The sequence below is a fragment of the Luteibacter sp. SVR4-7G genome, from assembly GCF_056755555.1.
In genome coordinates, this window is sequence record NZ_JBPGXO010000040.1 from 1 (window position 1) to 12,881 (window position 12,881).

The 12,881-nt window shown below is 67.5% G+C and carries 15 protein-coding genes and 1 tRNA gene; 9 read left to right on the plus strand and 7 right to left on the minus strand.

Features of this window, described 5'->3' with window-relative positions; all coding sequences use genetic code 11:
- Nucleotides 1-48 precede the first annotated feature (48 nt).
- The 3 genes from ACR9ZH_RS14490 to queD all read right to left on the minus strand — a co-directional run bounded on the left by ACR9ZH_RS14490 (nt 49) and on the right by queD (nt 1,353).
- Nucleotides 49-414, minus strand: coding sequence for an ATP synthase subunit I (locus ACR9ZH_RS14490; RefSeq protein WP_166699949.1), 366 nt, complete (start codon nt 412-414; stop codon nt 49-51).
- Between the two features lie 169 nt (nt 415-583).
- Nucleotides 584-808 carry a hypothetical protein gene (locus ACR9ZH_RS14495; protein ID WP_481291465.1) on the minus strand — a complete coding sequence of 75 codons (225 nt, stop codon included), beginning with the start codon at nt 806-808 and terminating at the stop codon, nt 584-586.
- Nucleotides 809-996: 188 nt separating this feature from the next.
- Nucleotides 997-1,353 (minus strand): 6-carboxytetrahydropterin synthase QueD, encoded by a 357-nt coding sequence (queD, locus tag ACR9ZH_RS14500; RefSeq protein ID WP_481291494.1) that lies wholly within the window; start codon nt 1,351-1,353, stop codon nt 997-999.
- 186 nt (nt 1,354-1,539) lie between these two features.
- On the opposite strand from queD, the gene ACR9ZH_RS14505 reads away from it, so the two are divergent.
- Nucleotides 1,540-2,139, plus strand: coding sequence for a LuxR C-terminal-related transcriptional regulator (locus ACR9ZH_RS14505; protein ID WP_481291466.1), 600 nt, complete (start codon nt 1,540-1,542; stop codon nt 2,137-2,139).
- Between the two features lie 52 nt (nt 2,140-2,191).
- Here ACR9ZH_RS14505 and ACR9ZH_RS14510 read toward each other — a convergent pair.
- Nucleotides 2,192-2,268, minus strand: a tRNA-Met gene (locus ACR9ZH_RS14510).
- Between the two features lie 162 nt (nt 2,269-2,430).
- Here ACR9ZH_RS14510 and ACR9ZH_RS14515 point away from each other — a divergent pair.
- From ACR9ZH_RS14515 to ACR9ZH_RS14550, 8 genes are all read left to right on the plus strand, one after another.
- Nucleotides 2,431-2,976 carry an RNA pyrophosphohydrolase gene (locus ACR9ZH_RS14515; RefSeq protein ID WP_481291467.1) on the plus strand — a complete coding sequence of 182 codons (546 nt, stop codon included), beginning with the start codon at nt 2,431-2,433 and terminating at the stop codon, nt 2,974-2,976.
- Nucleotides 2,977-3,033: 57 nt separating this feature from the next.
- Nucleotides 3,034-3,237: a (2Fe-2S)-binding protein gene (locus ACR9ZH_RS14520; protein ID WP_481291468.1), complete on the plus strand. Its 204-nt coding sequence runs from the start codon at nt 3,034-3,036 to the stop codon at nt 3,235-3,237.
- A 103-nt stretch (nt 3,238-3,340) separates the two neighbouring features.
- Entirely contained in the window at nt 3,341-3,820 is a 480-nt protein-coding gene (gene bfr, locus ACR9ZH_RS14525) for a bacterioferritin (RefSeq protein WP_167124965.1), read from the plus strand.
- A gap of 113 nt (nt 3,821-3,933) precedes the next feature.
- Entirely contained in the window at nt 3,934-4,677 is a 744-nt protein-coding gene (locus ACR9ZH_RS14530; RefSeq protein ID WP_481291469.1) for a DUF6776 family protein, read from the plus strand.
- Nucleotides 4,664-5,098 (plus strand): bactofilin family protein, encoded by a 435-nt coding sequence (locus ACR9ZH_RS14535; protein ID WP_481291470.1) that lies wholly within the window; start codon nt 4,664-4,666, stop codon nt 5,096-5,098. The genes ACR9ZH_RS14530 and ACR9ZH_RS14535 overlap by 14 nt, the downstream gene beginning before the upstream one ends.
- Before the next feature lie 31 nt (nt 5,099-5,129).
- Nucleotides 5,130-5,516: an iron-sulfur cluster insertion protein ErpA gene (gene erpA / locus ACR9ZH_RS14540; protein ID WP_481291471.1), complete on the plus strand. Its 387-nt coding sequence runs from the start codon at nt 5,130-5,132 to the stop codon at nt 5,514-5,516.
- A 10-nt stretch (nt 5,517-5,526) separates the two neighbouring features.
- Nucleotides 5,527-6,510, plus strand: coding sequence for an NAD(+) diphosphatase (nudC, locus tag ACR9ZH_RS14545; protein ID WP_481291472.1), 984 nt, complete (start codon nt 5,527-5,529; stop codon nt 6,508-6,510).
- Nucleotides 6,511-6,741: 231 nt separating this feature from the next.
- Nucleotides 6,742-7,608: a beta-lactamase induction protein gene (locus ACR9ZH_RS14550; RefSeq protein WP_481291473.1), complete on the plus strand. Its 867-nt coding sequence runs from the start codon at nt 6,742-6,744 to the stop codon at nt 7,606-7,608.
- A gap of 294 nt (nt 7,609-7,902) precedes the next feature.
- Here the strand turns inward: ACR9ZH_RS14550 and ACR9ZH_RS14555 are convergent, their stop codons facing one another.
- The 3 genes from ACR9ZH_RS14555 to ACR9ZH_RS14565 all read right to left on the minus strand — a co-directional run bounded on the left by ACR9ZH_RS14555 (nt 7,903) and on the right by ACR9ZH_RS14565 (nt 12,864).
- Nucleotides 7,903-9,777, minus strand: a complete 1,875-nt coding sequence (locus ACR9ZH_RS14555; protein ID WP_481291474.1) for an MFS transporter — start codon at nt 9,775-9,777, stop codon at nt 7,903-7,905.
- A gap of 183 nt (nt 9,778-9,960) precedes the next feature.
- Complete coding sequence (gene purD, locus ACR9ZH_RS14560) at nt 9,961-11,244, minus strand: phosphoribosylamine--glycine ligase (protein ID WP_481291475.1); 1,284 nt, start codon at nt 11,242-11,244, stop codon at nt 9,961-9,963.
- Nucleotides 11,245-11,517: 273 nt separating this feature from the next.
- Nucleotides 11,518-12,864, minus strand: a complete 1,347-nt coding sequence (locus ACR9ZH_RS14565; protein WP_481291495.1) for an AMP-binding protein — start codon at nt 12,862-12,864, stop codon at nt 11,518-11,520.
- Between the last annotated feature and the right edge of the window lie 17 nt (nt 12,865-12,881).

A 12,881-nucleotide genomic window follows, 5' to 3' on the forward strand; every position in this document is an offset into this window, starting at 1 on the left:
GGTGCTGGATGTATTCGGTCAGACCGCCCTGCGGTTCGCTCGCCATGCTCAACCCTTGAATCTGAATGCAAATACGTTGACCGCGTAGCCGGCCACCAGGCCCGCCAGTGCGGGCAAGGGTGGCAGCTTCCACTGAACCAGGATGAGAGCCAGTCCACCGATGAGGACGATCCAGCGAAGGATCATGCCCACGAGGAACCGCATGAACGTTGCTCCCGCTCCACCCAGCGCGCTGAACGCTCGCGCAGCAAGCAGCGCGGTGGCGATAGCGACGATCAGGGCGCCCCCGAAGGCGGCCAGCGCGGCTGGACGTCCCTGCAGGGAAAAAGCGAGTCCCGCGACAACGGCCACCACCAGCTGCGCGATGACGACGCGCGTGGCAAGGTGACGACCGGCTGCAAGACTGTTAAGCAACGCGAGGCTCCCGTGGTTTCGCTCGAAGGCGGCACCAGATGGTTCAACGGGCCACGGTTTAATCTGGAAAAGTATACCAGCGCCGTAAACGACGGGACAAGCTGCGAAAGGCCAAAACCACCCGCCGGCGCGACCGTGCGTCGCGTCGTTGTCGAGGCGGCGCTGGCGCTCAGCCCCTGGCGGGCTGACCTGCCAGCACGCCGAACGACGCCGCCGTCTGCATGGCCACGGACATCGCGTCGGCAATCAACCCGCTGGCGGCGCGCGCGTGCCCTTCCATCGCCTGCAGTTGCAGGTCGGCCACGCGCTCCATGCCGCGCCAGGCCAGGGCCTGGGCAGCGGCGGCCTGCTCGACGAATCGGGCGAGGTCGGCGTAACCGTTTACTTCGGACATCGAGGCGGCCGTGGGGGACGGGGAGGCCGGAGTGTAGTCCCGCGCGCCGCAACGCAGCAACCGCGAATTGTTGCGGTGACAGCTATGTAGGAGCGCGCCCTGCGCGCGACATGTTTTGGGGCCGTGCCCCGGAGCTGGCGCGCCAGCGTGGGGACAGGCGCGAAAACATGTCGCGCGCAGGCGCGCTCCTACGGTGCCGAATATTCGGCGCCCGAGGTGCAGGTCTCGTGCACCACCACCTTCGCCAGGCCGGACACGTCCGGGCTCAGCCGCTCGAAGATCCAGCGGGCGAGGTTCTCGCTGGTGGGGTTTTCCAGTCCCTCGATGTCGTTGAGGTAGTGGTGGTCCAGGCGGTCGTACAGCGGCTGGAAGCGCGCCTTGAGGTCGCCGAAGTCCATGACCCATCCGAGCACGGGGTCGATAGGTCCCTCCACGTGCAATTCCACGCGGAACGAATGGCCGTGCAGCCGCGAACACTTGTGCCCTTCAGGCACATTCGGCAAACGGTGGGCCGCTTCGATGTTGAAGGTCTTGAAGATACGCATGCGGCGCATTGTAGCGGACCTGGCGCCGGGGACCGGGGAGCGGGGCCTTCACGACGGCGTTCGCACTTCGGCGCATCCGGCGGCCCGGTTCATGGACTTTTCATTACAGAACGGTTGCAGTGGTAACTGCCTGGCGTGCGCAGAGGGGTGCCCGCCGGCGTCCACGCGTACCCACAGGAGGCATCGATGTGCCTTGCTCGTGATTCCCTCGACGGCTCGCATGCGTGCGGGCTGGCCGAGGAAGTATTTGCCGCGTTGCCGTGGCCCTGCGTCGTCTGGCGCCTCGAAGGGCAGCGCACTGTGATGGTGAATGCGGCCTTCCAGCGCGAATTCGGCACGGCACGGGGGCGTGCCGGCCCGGCCTGGCTCGACGAACACCTCCAGCCCACCGCTACGGCGGACGAATTCGTGCTGCGCGATGCGCACGCGCCGCACCGGCGCTACCGGATGATCCGGCAGCAGCTCGACGTGCCGCCGGACGCCTTCCACGCCGTGTTCCTCATGCCGCTGCCCGCGGAAAGCCACGGCGACGAGCCCGCCGTGAGCGGCTTCGCCGCGCTGCGGCCGGACGTGTCGCTCACGCGCCGCGAGTCGCAGGTCCTCGAAGGAATCATGTGCGGCAAGCTCAACAAGGTCATCGCCAGCGAGCTGTCCATCAGCCCGAAGACCGTCGAACTGCACCGCGCGAACCTCATGGCCAAGCTGCGCGTGCATAACGTGGTGGAGCTGGCGCGCGCGGTGCTGGACCTTTCACTCCCCCCTGAAGACGAGCCTATCGTGGTGTAGGAGCGCGCAATGCACACAAAAAAAGCCGCGCCTGGGGCGCGGCTTTTGGTCTTGGTGGCTAGAGGCGGGCTCGAACCGCCGACCTCAGCATTATGAGTGCCGCGCTCTGACCAGCTGAGCTACCTAGCCGTGGAACCTGGTCGTCCGCGGGCTGTGCCGCGAAGGCCGGGCAGTTTAATCGCGGCTGGCTCTCCGTTCAAGTAGCGCCTTGCCCGCGCTTCTCGCGCTGTGGTTGAATCAGGCCGGACGAGGACCCGGCCTGCTGCCGGAAACCGGGCTCGCGGAGGGCGGATGATTGACGCTGATGGCTATCGACCGAACGTGGGGATCGTGCTCCTGAACGGAGACGGCCGCCTGTTCTGGGCGCGCCGTGTCAATCGCGACGGCTGGCAGTTCCCCCAGGGGGGCATGCGCAGCGACGAGACCCCGCTGGAAGCCATGTACCGGGAGCTGGAGGAAGAAACCGGCCTGCTCGCCCAGCACGTGGAAGTCCTCGCGGAAACCCGCGGCTGGCTGCGCTACCGCCTGCCGAACCGCTTCGTGCGCCACCATCAGCGGCCGACCTGCATCGGCCAGAAGCAGGTCTGGTTCCTGCTCCGCCTGACCTGCGGGGAAGACGCCTTCCGGCTCGACGCCTGCGAGAAACCGGAGTTCGACCTGTGGCGCTGGGTCGACTTCTGGTACCCGGCCCACCACGTGGTGAATTTCAAACGCCAGGTCTACGAGCGCGCCCTGCGCCAGTTCGCCCCCACGGTCGAAACCGTCTGCCGGGTCGAGGTGGGCCGGTGCCCTCAGCAGGCCGAGGCCCTGCGCCAGACCGGCGACGCCGGGATCTGAATGCCCTCGCGGGCGCGTAGTTGACAATCGTTCGCATTCGCGTTCGAATGTGCGCCCATGTACATCTGCATGTGCAACGCCGTCACCGACCACGCCATCCGCCGCGCCGCGGCCGAGGGCGTCGAGACCTTTGCCGAACTCCAGGCCCGCACGGGCTGTTCGGATTGCTGCGGCGCATGTGAGCCGGAAGCCCGCCAGTGCCTGCGCGAGGCCGTGGAGGCCACGCGGTCGGTCCTGACCTTCCTGCCCTCCCCGGCCTGACACCCTGCGTCCCAGTCGCGGACGCGAAGCGCCTTCATTCTCGTTACGTCATGCCTCCGCGGGGCAACGTATAGTCGTGCCCTGAACAACCAGGGAGACCCTCATGAAGGGCGACGCGAAGGTCATCGAATACCTCAACAAGGTCCTCTACAACGAGCTGGCCGCGATCAACCAGTACTTCCTGCATTACCGGATGTTCAAGGACTGGGGCTACAACGAGCTGGCCAAGCACGAGTACGAGGAATCCATCGAGGAGATGAAGCACGCGGACAAGCTGATCGAGCGGATCCTCTTCCTCGACGGCCTGCCGAACCTCCAGCACCTGGGCAAGCTGCGCATCGGCGAGAACGTCGTCGAAGCCCTGCAGGGCGACCTCGACCTCGAACTGCTGGCCACCAAGGACCTGCGCGAAGCCATCGCTTACAGCGAAGGCATCCACGACTTCGTGAGCCGCGATCTCTTCAAGTTCATCCTCGGCCAGGAAGAAGAACACATCGACTGGCTGGAAACCCAGTTCAGCCTGATCTCCGACATCGGCCCCGAGCGCTACATGCTCAGCAAGGTCGGCTCGCTGCACGACTGAAGGAAGGCCGCCGCAAGGCGGCTTTCTTCCGTTGTGGGGAACGGTTCCTTGACCATAGGCGGAAGCGGGGGCTATACCATCGCGGTCTTCACGCCTCCTCCACGGAACCGCCCATGGCTTCACGCCAACCGCCAAGGTTCGTCGTGCGCACGCTCGACGACGCGGCCAGCCAGCGCCGGAAGCGCCTCGTCCTGGTGGCGGGCTGGGCCGTGAGCCTGCTCCTGGTGGGCTTTGGCGCGTGGTTCGCCGCCGCGCGCGTGCCCGCCGTGGCGGGCGATCGCGGTCTCGTCCGCCAGCTCAAGGCCGACAACGAGGACCTCCGGCAGGAGGTGGCGAACCTCCAGCGGGCGGGCCAGGTGGCCGATGTGGCCGCGAAAGAACTCAAGCGGAATCTCGCCGAGCGCGACGAGGAGATCAGCGGCCTGCGCACGGACCTGGCCTTCTACTCGCGGCTGGTCGGCGGTGGCGGGCAACGGGACGGGCTGAAGATCCAGGGCGCCCGGACCATGCCGGTGAAAGGCACCGCCAACGCATGGAACCTCGTGGTCACCCTGACCCAGAACGCCCGCCGCGGCGAGGTGATCAAGGGCACGCTGAAACTGGCGGTCGAGGGCATCCAGGGCAACAAGGTGGCCACGCTCGAGGGCCCGGCCCTGGGCCAGGGCAGCCAGACGACAGACCTTCCCTTTTCTTTCAAGTACTTCCAGCAGATCCAGGGCAGCTTCACCCTTCCGGCCGGCTTCAAGCCGACCCGGCTGCGACTGGTCGCCGCTGTCACCGGCGATCAACCGGTCACCGGTACCGTGACGTGGAACGAAGCCCTGCGTAACGACGAGGCCAACGATGTTCAGCAATAACAGGAAGAACCAGGCGCCCTCCGTGAGCGCTGCCGCCACCAGCCTCATCGCCCGGGGCGTCACGCTGCGCGGCGACGTCCTCTTCAATGGCTCCCTCCATCTGGACGGGACCGTCGAGGGCTCCATCCACGGGGATGCCGGCAGCGACGGTGTGCTCACGATCAGTGAGACGGGCCGCGTCGTCGGCCGGATCGAGGTACCGCATGCCGTGATCAACGGCGGTGTCACCGGGGACATCCACGTGGCCGAGCGCCTGGAACTCGCCCCGCTCGCCCGGATCGACGGCGACGTGCACTACCAGGTGCTGGAAATGGCCGCCGGGGCGCAAGTGAACGGCAAGATGGTCCACCAGGCGCCCCAGACCATCCGCCAGCTGACCCAGGCCGCCATCGCGGCGGCGCCGGTGCTCGACGAGGCTTGACCTGTCCGGGAACGGCGCCATTATGGACAGCATGAACAACCCATTCCCCATGGCTCCCGGTAGCGGCGCGCCCGACTATCGCTCGGGCAACGCGCCACTGGTCTTCACCGAGGCCGCCGCCCGCAAGGTGCACGAGTTGATCGAAGAGGAAGGCAACCCCGGCCTCAAGCTGCGCGTGTACATCAGCGGAGGTGGTTGCTCCGGCTTCCAGTACGGCTTCACCTTCGACGAAGAGCAGGCCGAGGACGACCTGGCGGTGGCACGCGAAGGGGTCACGCTGCTGGTCGATCCGCTCTCGCTGCAATACCTGACGGGCGCAGAGATCGACTATGCCGAGTCGTTCAGTGGCTCGCAGTTCGTCATTCGCAATCCCAACGCGAAGACCACCTGCGGCTGCGGCTCCTCGTTCAGCGCATGAGCGAGGGAGCGTGAGCGTCGAACAGGAGCGCGACAAGGCCGCGGCAACGCGCGCCCGCGAGAACGTCTTCGCCGGGATCGACATCGACCGGATGGCGGAGCGCCGCGAAGACCGTCTCTGGATCGAAGAGCTGGAGGCCGCTGCCGGTACGCGCTTCCTGGTGCTCGATGCCGAAGGCAATGCGTTCATTCGCGCCGAGGCCGAGTCGCCGCAGTGGATGTCGCCCGCGATGCGCGCGGAGCGCTTCGGTGACATCCCTTCCACCTTCCTCGGCCTTTCCGGCGGTACCGCCTGGTTCGCGCTCGTGGTCGACGAGGCGCAGGCCGGACTCTTCGTTTCCGTGACCGGCGCCCGGCGCATGTCGCTGCGCGAGGCCGGCCTGGTGCTCGACGCGTTCGAAGCCGGGCTCTTCGCCTATGCGAAGGGCATCACCCACTGGCAGCGGCAGACCCGTTTCTGTAGCCAGTGTGGCGCGCCCACCCTCGTGGTGGCGTCTGGCCACCGCGTGCAATGCACGAATCCGGACGGCGCCCACCTGCACTTTCCGCGCACGGACGCCGCGATCATCGTGATCGTCGAGCACGGCGACGCCTGCCTGCTCGGACGGCAGCGCGGCTGGCCGGCCGGCCGCTATTCGACGCTCGCGGGCTTCATCGAGCCGGGCGAGTCGCTGGAAGATGCCGTGCGGCGCGAGGTGCGCGAGGAATCCGGCGTCGAAGTACTGCATGCCACTTACCATTCCTCGCAGCCCTGGCCGTTGCCCGCGTCGCTGATGGTCGGCTTCACCGCCACGGCGAAGACCCGTGAAATCCGCCTGCGTGACGAGGAGCTAGAAGACGCGCGCTGGTTCACCGTGGACGACATCGTCCAGGGCATGACCTCGGGCAAGCTCGGCGTACCGCCTCCGCTTTCCGTGTCGTATCGCCTGATCGAGCATTGGCTCAGTCTGCGCGGCGTGGACCTCAACCAGTTGGTGGCAAGCAGGCCGACCTGACCCAGGCAAGCAGCCAGACCTGACCGATGTGGGAAGCGTGCTGGCGCGCGAATGGGTGCTTGCGGCAAGTTCCGTTCGCGAGCCAGCGCCTTTCCCACAGGTTGGCTTCGGGCTCTAGGCTGGGCTCTCGGTCTATAAGCTCGCTCCCGTCGACAGGCAGGCTCCTTGGTCCACAGGCGAGCCGCTCGTTCGCCTACAATCCCGGCACCGACCTTGCGGATCGTGTCTGCCATGGCTTTACGTCTTCTCGCCGTACTCGTCGCCCTCGTCATCGCCTGGAGCGTGCCGCAGCTGGCCCGCTTGCGCGACGAACGCTGGTTCCGCCTCTGGGTGGACCGGCTCGCGGACCTGTCCGGCCCCGGGCGGGTCGCCGTCGCGCTGCTCGTACCGGTCGTCGCCTGCGCCCTCATCGCCGGCATCCTCCGCTCCCTGCCCTTCTTCGACCTCGGCTGGCTGGCATTCGCCATCGCCGTGCTGGTCTACGCGCTGGGACCGCGCGAGATCGAGAGCGACATCGACGCGGTGCTGCATGCGCGCGACACGCTGCGCAGGGATGAAGCGATCGCCGCGCTGCGTCACGACGACGCGCCTCTGGGCTGGTTCGCGCCGGTCCTCGTCGAGGCCGCGTTCTACGGCGCGCTGCGCCGGCGCTTCGGCGTACTGTTCTGGTTCTTCCTCCTCGGCCCCGCGGGTGCGCTGGGCTACCGCCTCGCCCAGATTCTCGCCCGCGATACCTTGCTCGCGGCAGATGCCGTCACACGCACTGCGGCGCGCAAGCTGGCCGATGGCCTCGACTGGATTCCCGCGCACCTGATGGTGTTCGCGATGGCGCTTGTGTCCGACTTCGATGCCGTCATGGGCGCCTGGAAGCAGTGGCACCGCACCTCGGGCAGCCCGCGCTCGCGGCTGGAACCGGATTTCCTGGGCGCCGTCGCGCGTGCCGGCGTCGACGCCGACGTGGAAGCCGGCGACGGCTACGTGCAGGACGTGAGCGATCCCATCGCCGAACTGGAGGATGCCCGCCGGGTCATCCGGCGCGTGCTGGTCGTATGGCTGGCCGTCGTGGCGGTGATCGTCCTGGCCGCCTGGTTCGCCTGACAGGACCGCAGGTCCGATCGGCGGCCTCGCCTGGCCGAACGCAAAATGTAGGAGCGCGCCTGCGCGCGACATGTTTTGGGGCCGTGCCTTGAAGCTGGCGCGCGAGCTTTTGGACTGGCGCGAAAGGCGGTCGCGCGCAGGCACGCTCCTACAGGAGCCCGTTGAAGCCTTAGGTGTAGGAGCGCGCCTGCGCGCGACATGTTTTGGGGCCGTGCCTTGGAGCTGGCGCGCAAGTTTTTGGACTGGCGCGAAAGGCTCAGCGCGCGCAGGCGCGCTCCTACACGGGGGCTGTCTTCAGGCCTTGTCGCCGCGGAGTTCGGTTACTCGTGCCTCAAGCGACGCGGCATTGGCATCGCCGGCAGCAAGCGGCGCGCCACCCACCAGTTCGATCCTCGACCAGAACCGCCGCGGCAGGCGGGCGCGGCGCAGCGCGCTGTCGCGACGGCTGAAGATGCTGCCCCACATGCCGCGCAAGGCCAGCGGCACGACGGGCACCGGCCGGCGGGCGAGGATGCGGTCCACGCCGGGGCGGAAGCTCTGGATGCTGCCGTCTCGCGTGATCCCGCCCTCCGGGAAGATGCAGACCACCTCGCCATTCGCCAGCGCTTCGTCGACGAGCTCGAACGCGCGCTCCATCAGTGCCGGATCCTCCTGCCGCCCCGCGATGGGAATGGCCTTCGCCGTGCGGAACACGAAGCGCAGCACGGGAATGTCATAAATCTTGTAATACATCACGAAACGCATCGGCCGCCGCACGCTGGCCATGAGGATCATCGGGTCCATGAAACTCACGTGGTTGCAGACGACGAGCGCCGCGCCCTCGTCGGGCACGTTCTTCAACCCGTCCACGCGCACGCGGTAAAGCGTGTTCACCATCACCCAGGTGATGAAGCGCATGAGGAATTCGGGCACGAGGGTGAAGATGTACACGGCCACGGCGATGTTGATCAGGCCGGTGATCAGGAAAATCGTCGGCACGTCCAGGCCCATCGCGGTCAGGCCGATGCCGAAGCCCGAGGCGATGCAGATGAGCAGCGCGTTGACGATGTTGTTGCCCGCGATGATGCGCGACAGCCGGTCGCGCGGCGCGCGGCTCTGCACGAAAGCGAACAGCGGCACCACGTAGAAACCGGCGAAGGCGCCGATCATGGTCAGGTCCAGCATCGCCCGCCACGCGCCAGGGACGCCGATGAAGGCTGCCCAGTCCAGGGCCACGCCCGGCGTCACGCCGGGCCGCGCGAAATACAGATCGACCGCGAACACGGTGAGGCCGAACGCGCCCATGGGCACGAGGCCGATCTCGACGCGACGGCGCGACAGCCGCTCGCACATCAGCGAGCCGATGCCCGTGCCCAGCGAGAACAAGGTGAGCACCAGCGTGTTGACCGAGCCATCGCCACCGAGCACGTGCCGGGTGTACGTGGGCAGCTGCGCGATCATCACCGTGCCGAAGAACCAGAACCACGAAATGCCCAGCACGGCGTTGAACACCGCGCGGTCTTCGTGGGTGATCTTCAGCACGCGCCAGGTCTCGCTCAGCGGGTTCCAGTTGAAACGGAGATCAGGCGCCGTGGCCGGCGCCAACGGGATCGCGCGGCTGGCGAGATAGCCCATGCAGGCGATGCCGATCGTCGTCAACGAAGCAGCGAGCGTGCCGTAGCCTGCGATGAGCATGAGCGAGTTGCCGACGATCATGCCGATCAGCATCGCGAGCTGCGTGCCCGTCTCCACCAGCGCATTGCCACCCACCAGTTCGCTGCGCTCCAGTGCCTGCGGAAGGATCGAATACTTGATCGGGCCGAATACCGTCGAGTGCACGCCCATGAGGAACAGCACGACGAGCAGCAGCGACACGTGGTGGGTGAAGAAGCCGAATGCCGCGATGCTCATCGCGGCGATCTCGAACAGTTTCACGTAGCGGATGATCCGCGTCTTCTCGAACTTCTCCGCCAGCTGTCCGGCCGTGGCGGAAAAGAGGAAGTACGGAAGGATGAACAGCGCCGGCGCCAGGTTCGTGTAGAGCGATACCTGGGCATCGGGCAAGGCCATCTGGAAGGCGACCAGCATGACCATCGCGTTGCGGAAGGCGTTGTCGTTGAAGGCACCGAGCGCCTGTGTCCAGAAGAACGGTGCGAATCGCCGTTTGGCGAGCAGGGAGAACTGGGACATCCGGGATGTTCCTTTCAGATGGCCCAGTGTAGCCGAGCGATGATGGCCGAACAGGGACGGAGTTCAGCGGAAACCTGAGCGTCTTTCGGTGATGACTACAGTCGTCTCGGAACGTGCCCAGCCATCTCGGTGCACCCTCAGCCGAGGACAAGCAACGATGAAGCTCCGATATTTCGCAGAGGCTCAGGTGCGCGAAAGCGCCCGATGCGCAATGTCGCCGCGATAGAACGCATCGGCGAAATGGACGCGTTCCACCGCGGCGTATGCAAGGGCGCGTGCCTCGGCCAGGTCGCTCCCGAGCGCGCACACGGCGAGCACGCGCCCTCCGGCAGTCACCGGGCGGCCGTCCGCGCCTTCCGCCGTGCCCGCATGGAAGACCTTCACCTCCGGGCCGAAGTCGATGTCCGTGCCTTCGATGGCATCGCCTGCGCGGACCTTGCCCGGGTAGCCGCCTGCGGCGACCACCACGCCGAGCGACGGTCGCGGGTCCCACTGCGCCTGGACATCGGCAACGCGCCCGTCGAGGGCGGCTTCGACGAGGTCCACGAGGTCCGAGCGCAGGCGCAGCATGATCGGCTGGGTTTCCGGATCGCCGAAGCGCACGTTGAATTCGATGACCTTCGGTGCGCCGGTCCTGTCGATCATCAGGCCCGCGTAGAGGAAACCGGTGAACGGCATGCCGTCGGCCGCCATGCCGGTCAGCGTCGGCTCGATGATCTCCCGCATCACGCGCGCCGACACCTCGTCCGTCACCACGGGTGCCGGCGAGTACGCGCCCATGCCGCCGGTGTTCGGGCCCTTGTCGCCGTCGTCGCGGCGCTTGTGGTCCTGGCTGGTCGCCATCGGCAGGGCGTGCTTGCCGTCGGCGATCACGATGAAGCTGGCTTCCTCGCCGTCGAGGAATTCCTCGATTACCACGCGCGAGGATGCGTCGCCGAAGGCCTGCTGGCCGAGCATGTCTTCGAGCGCCGCCTCCGCTTCGCCCGTCGTCATCGCCACGACCACGCCCTTGCCGGCGGCGAGGCCGTCCGCCTTGATGACGATCGGCGCGCCTTTTTCGCGGACGTGTGCAAGCGCGGGCGCCAGTTCGGTGAACACCGCATAGTGGGCTGTGGGAATGCCGTGGCGGGCGAGGAAGTCCTTCGCAAACGCCTTGCTGCCTTCGAGCTGCGCGGCGGCGGCGCTCGGACCGAAGCAGCGCAGGCCTTCGTTGGCGAAGCGGTCGACCACGCCGGCGACCAGCGGCACCTCGGGACCGACCACGGTCAAGCCGACGTCCTCGCGGCGCGCCAGCGCCACCAGGCCGTCGATATCGGTGACGGCCACGGGAGCGTTCCTCATTCCCGGCTCACGGGCCGTGCCTGCATTGCCCGGCGCCACGATCACCTCGTCCACCCGCGGGGACTGGCCAAGCTTCCAGGCCAGCGCGTGTTCGCGCCCGCCGCCGCCGATGACGAGGACTTTCATGGGACTCTCCGGATATCGAGCCGTCTATTCTAACCGGGCGACTGGCGTCGTCGAACCTTGTGGGAGCCGGCTAGGCCGGTTATCCCGCGGCAGCGGGCCGGCTTGCCGGGAGCATCCGTTGCCGCGGAAGGGGCATCCACAAAAATGTCCGAGCCCGTGGCGTTCCATGCGGCGAAGCCGCTTGAGCCATGGGCACGCGCGAGCGTGCCGACCGGCGCGAAAGGCTGTCGCGCGCGGTGCGCGCTCCTACAGCAGCCGCGGGAACCCGCGGCGTCAAAGCGCCGGACGGATGAGCGCGAGCAGTTCGCCGCGGGGCAGTTTGCCGGTTTCGTTGCGGGGCAGCGCTTCGACGAGGCGCAGCGGGCGGGGCAGGAAGACCGGGTCCATCGCCTGGCGCAGCGCGGCGAGCACGGTCTGCTCCGTCATGCCCGGTGCCACGACCAGTCCCGCGATACGTCGCACGCCGGAGGCATCGGTCTCGTCGAGCTGGAACAGCACGCCGTCGAGCACGCCGTCGATGGCGAGCAGGCGGCGGTTGAGGTCGCCCAGCGAGGCGCGTTTGCCGGCAATTTCGAGGAGGTCGGTATTGCGGCCGCGCAGGCGGAAGCGGCGGCCTTCGTCGTGCAACGTCACGATGTCGGCCAGCGCGATCGGTTCGGCCAGCTGCGGTGCGTCGACGAGCGTGCCGTCCGGCTGCGGATGGAGGGTGACGCCGGCGTAGAGCGTCCAGTCCTCTTCCACCGACGTCCGCCGGCTGGCGAAGACGCAGGTTTCCGTGGAGCCGAACACTTCATAGAGGGGCGCGCGGAAGCGCTGCTCCGCCGCCGCGGCGAGTTCCACCGGCATCGGCGCGGTGGCCGAGACGAAGGCGGCGAGCGTCGGCAAGGTAACGCCGGATTCCACGATGGCGCGAAGGTGCACCGGCGTGGTGACCAGCACGCGCGGTTCCGGCATCGTGCCGAGAGCGGTCGCCACATCGGCCGGGAAAAAGGGGCGCCCGGCGTGCACGCTGACTTCGGAAAGCAGCGGCATCAACACGGACATCTCCATGCCGTACATATGCTGCGGCGGCACGGTGGCGACGAGGTCGAACGATCCGCCGATCGCCTTGTCCAGCATGTGCGCGTTTCCTGCATTGCTGGCGACGAAGCTGCTCCAGGTCTTGACGTTCGGCTTCGGCCTGCCTGTGGACCCCGAGGTATAGCCGATGGCGGCCACCGCGTCCGCGGGAATCATCGGCACCTCGTGGAGAGGCGCCACGTCGTCGTCGAGCGGCGGCATGCGCAGGTAACCGGCCGGCGCCGGCGACAACGCCAGTTCGCCGATGGCATAGCAGCCCGGGTGCCCCGCCATCACCTCGTCCACCGCCTGCGGCGCGCGCGAAGGCGGCAGCAGGTTGGCCTGCCCGCGCACGATCAGTGCGGCGAAGGCCACCAGGAAGGCGTAACGGTCTTCGCAGAGGTTGACCGCGCAGTCTGCTTCGGGAAGCAGGGCCGCCACCTTGTGCACGTGACCGAGGAACGTGGCGGCGCTGACGAGCCGGCCATCGCGCCACGCAATGGGCCGGGACAACGCGCCCACGAGCAACGGCGAGGGCGCGCCGGCAAGGCGCCCGGTGATTTCATGAACGTTCGACG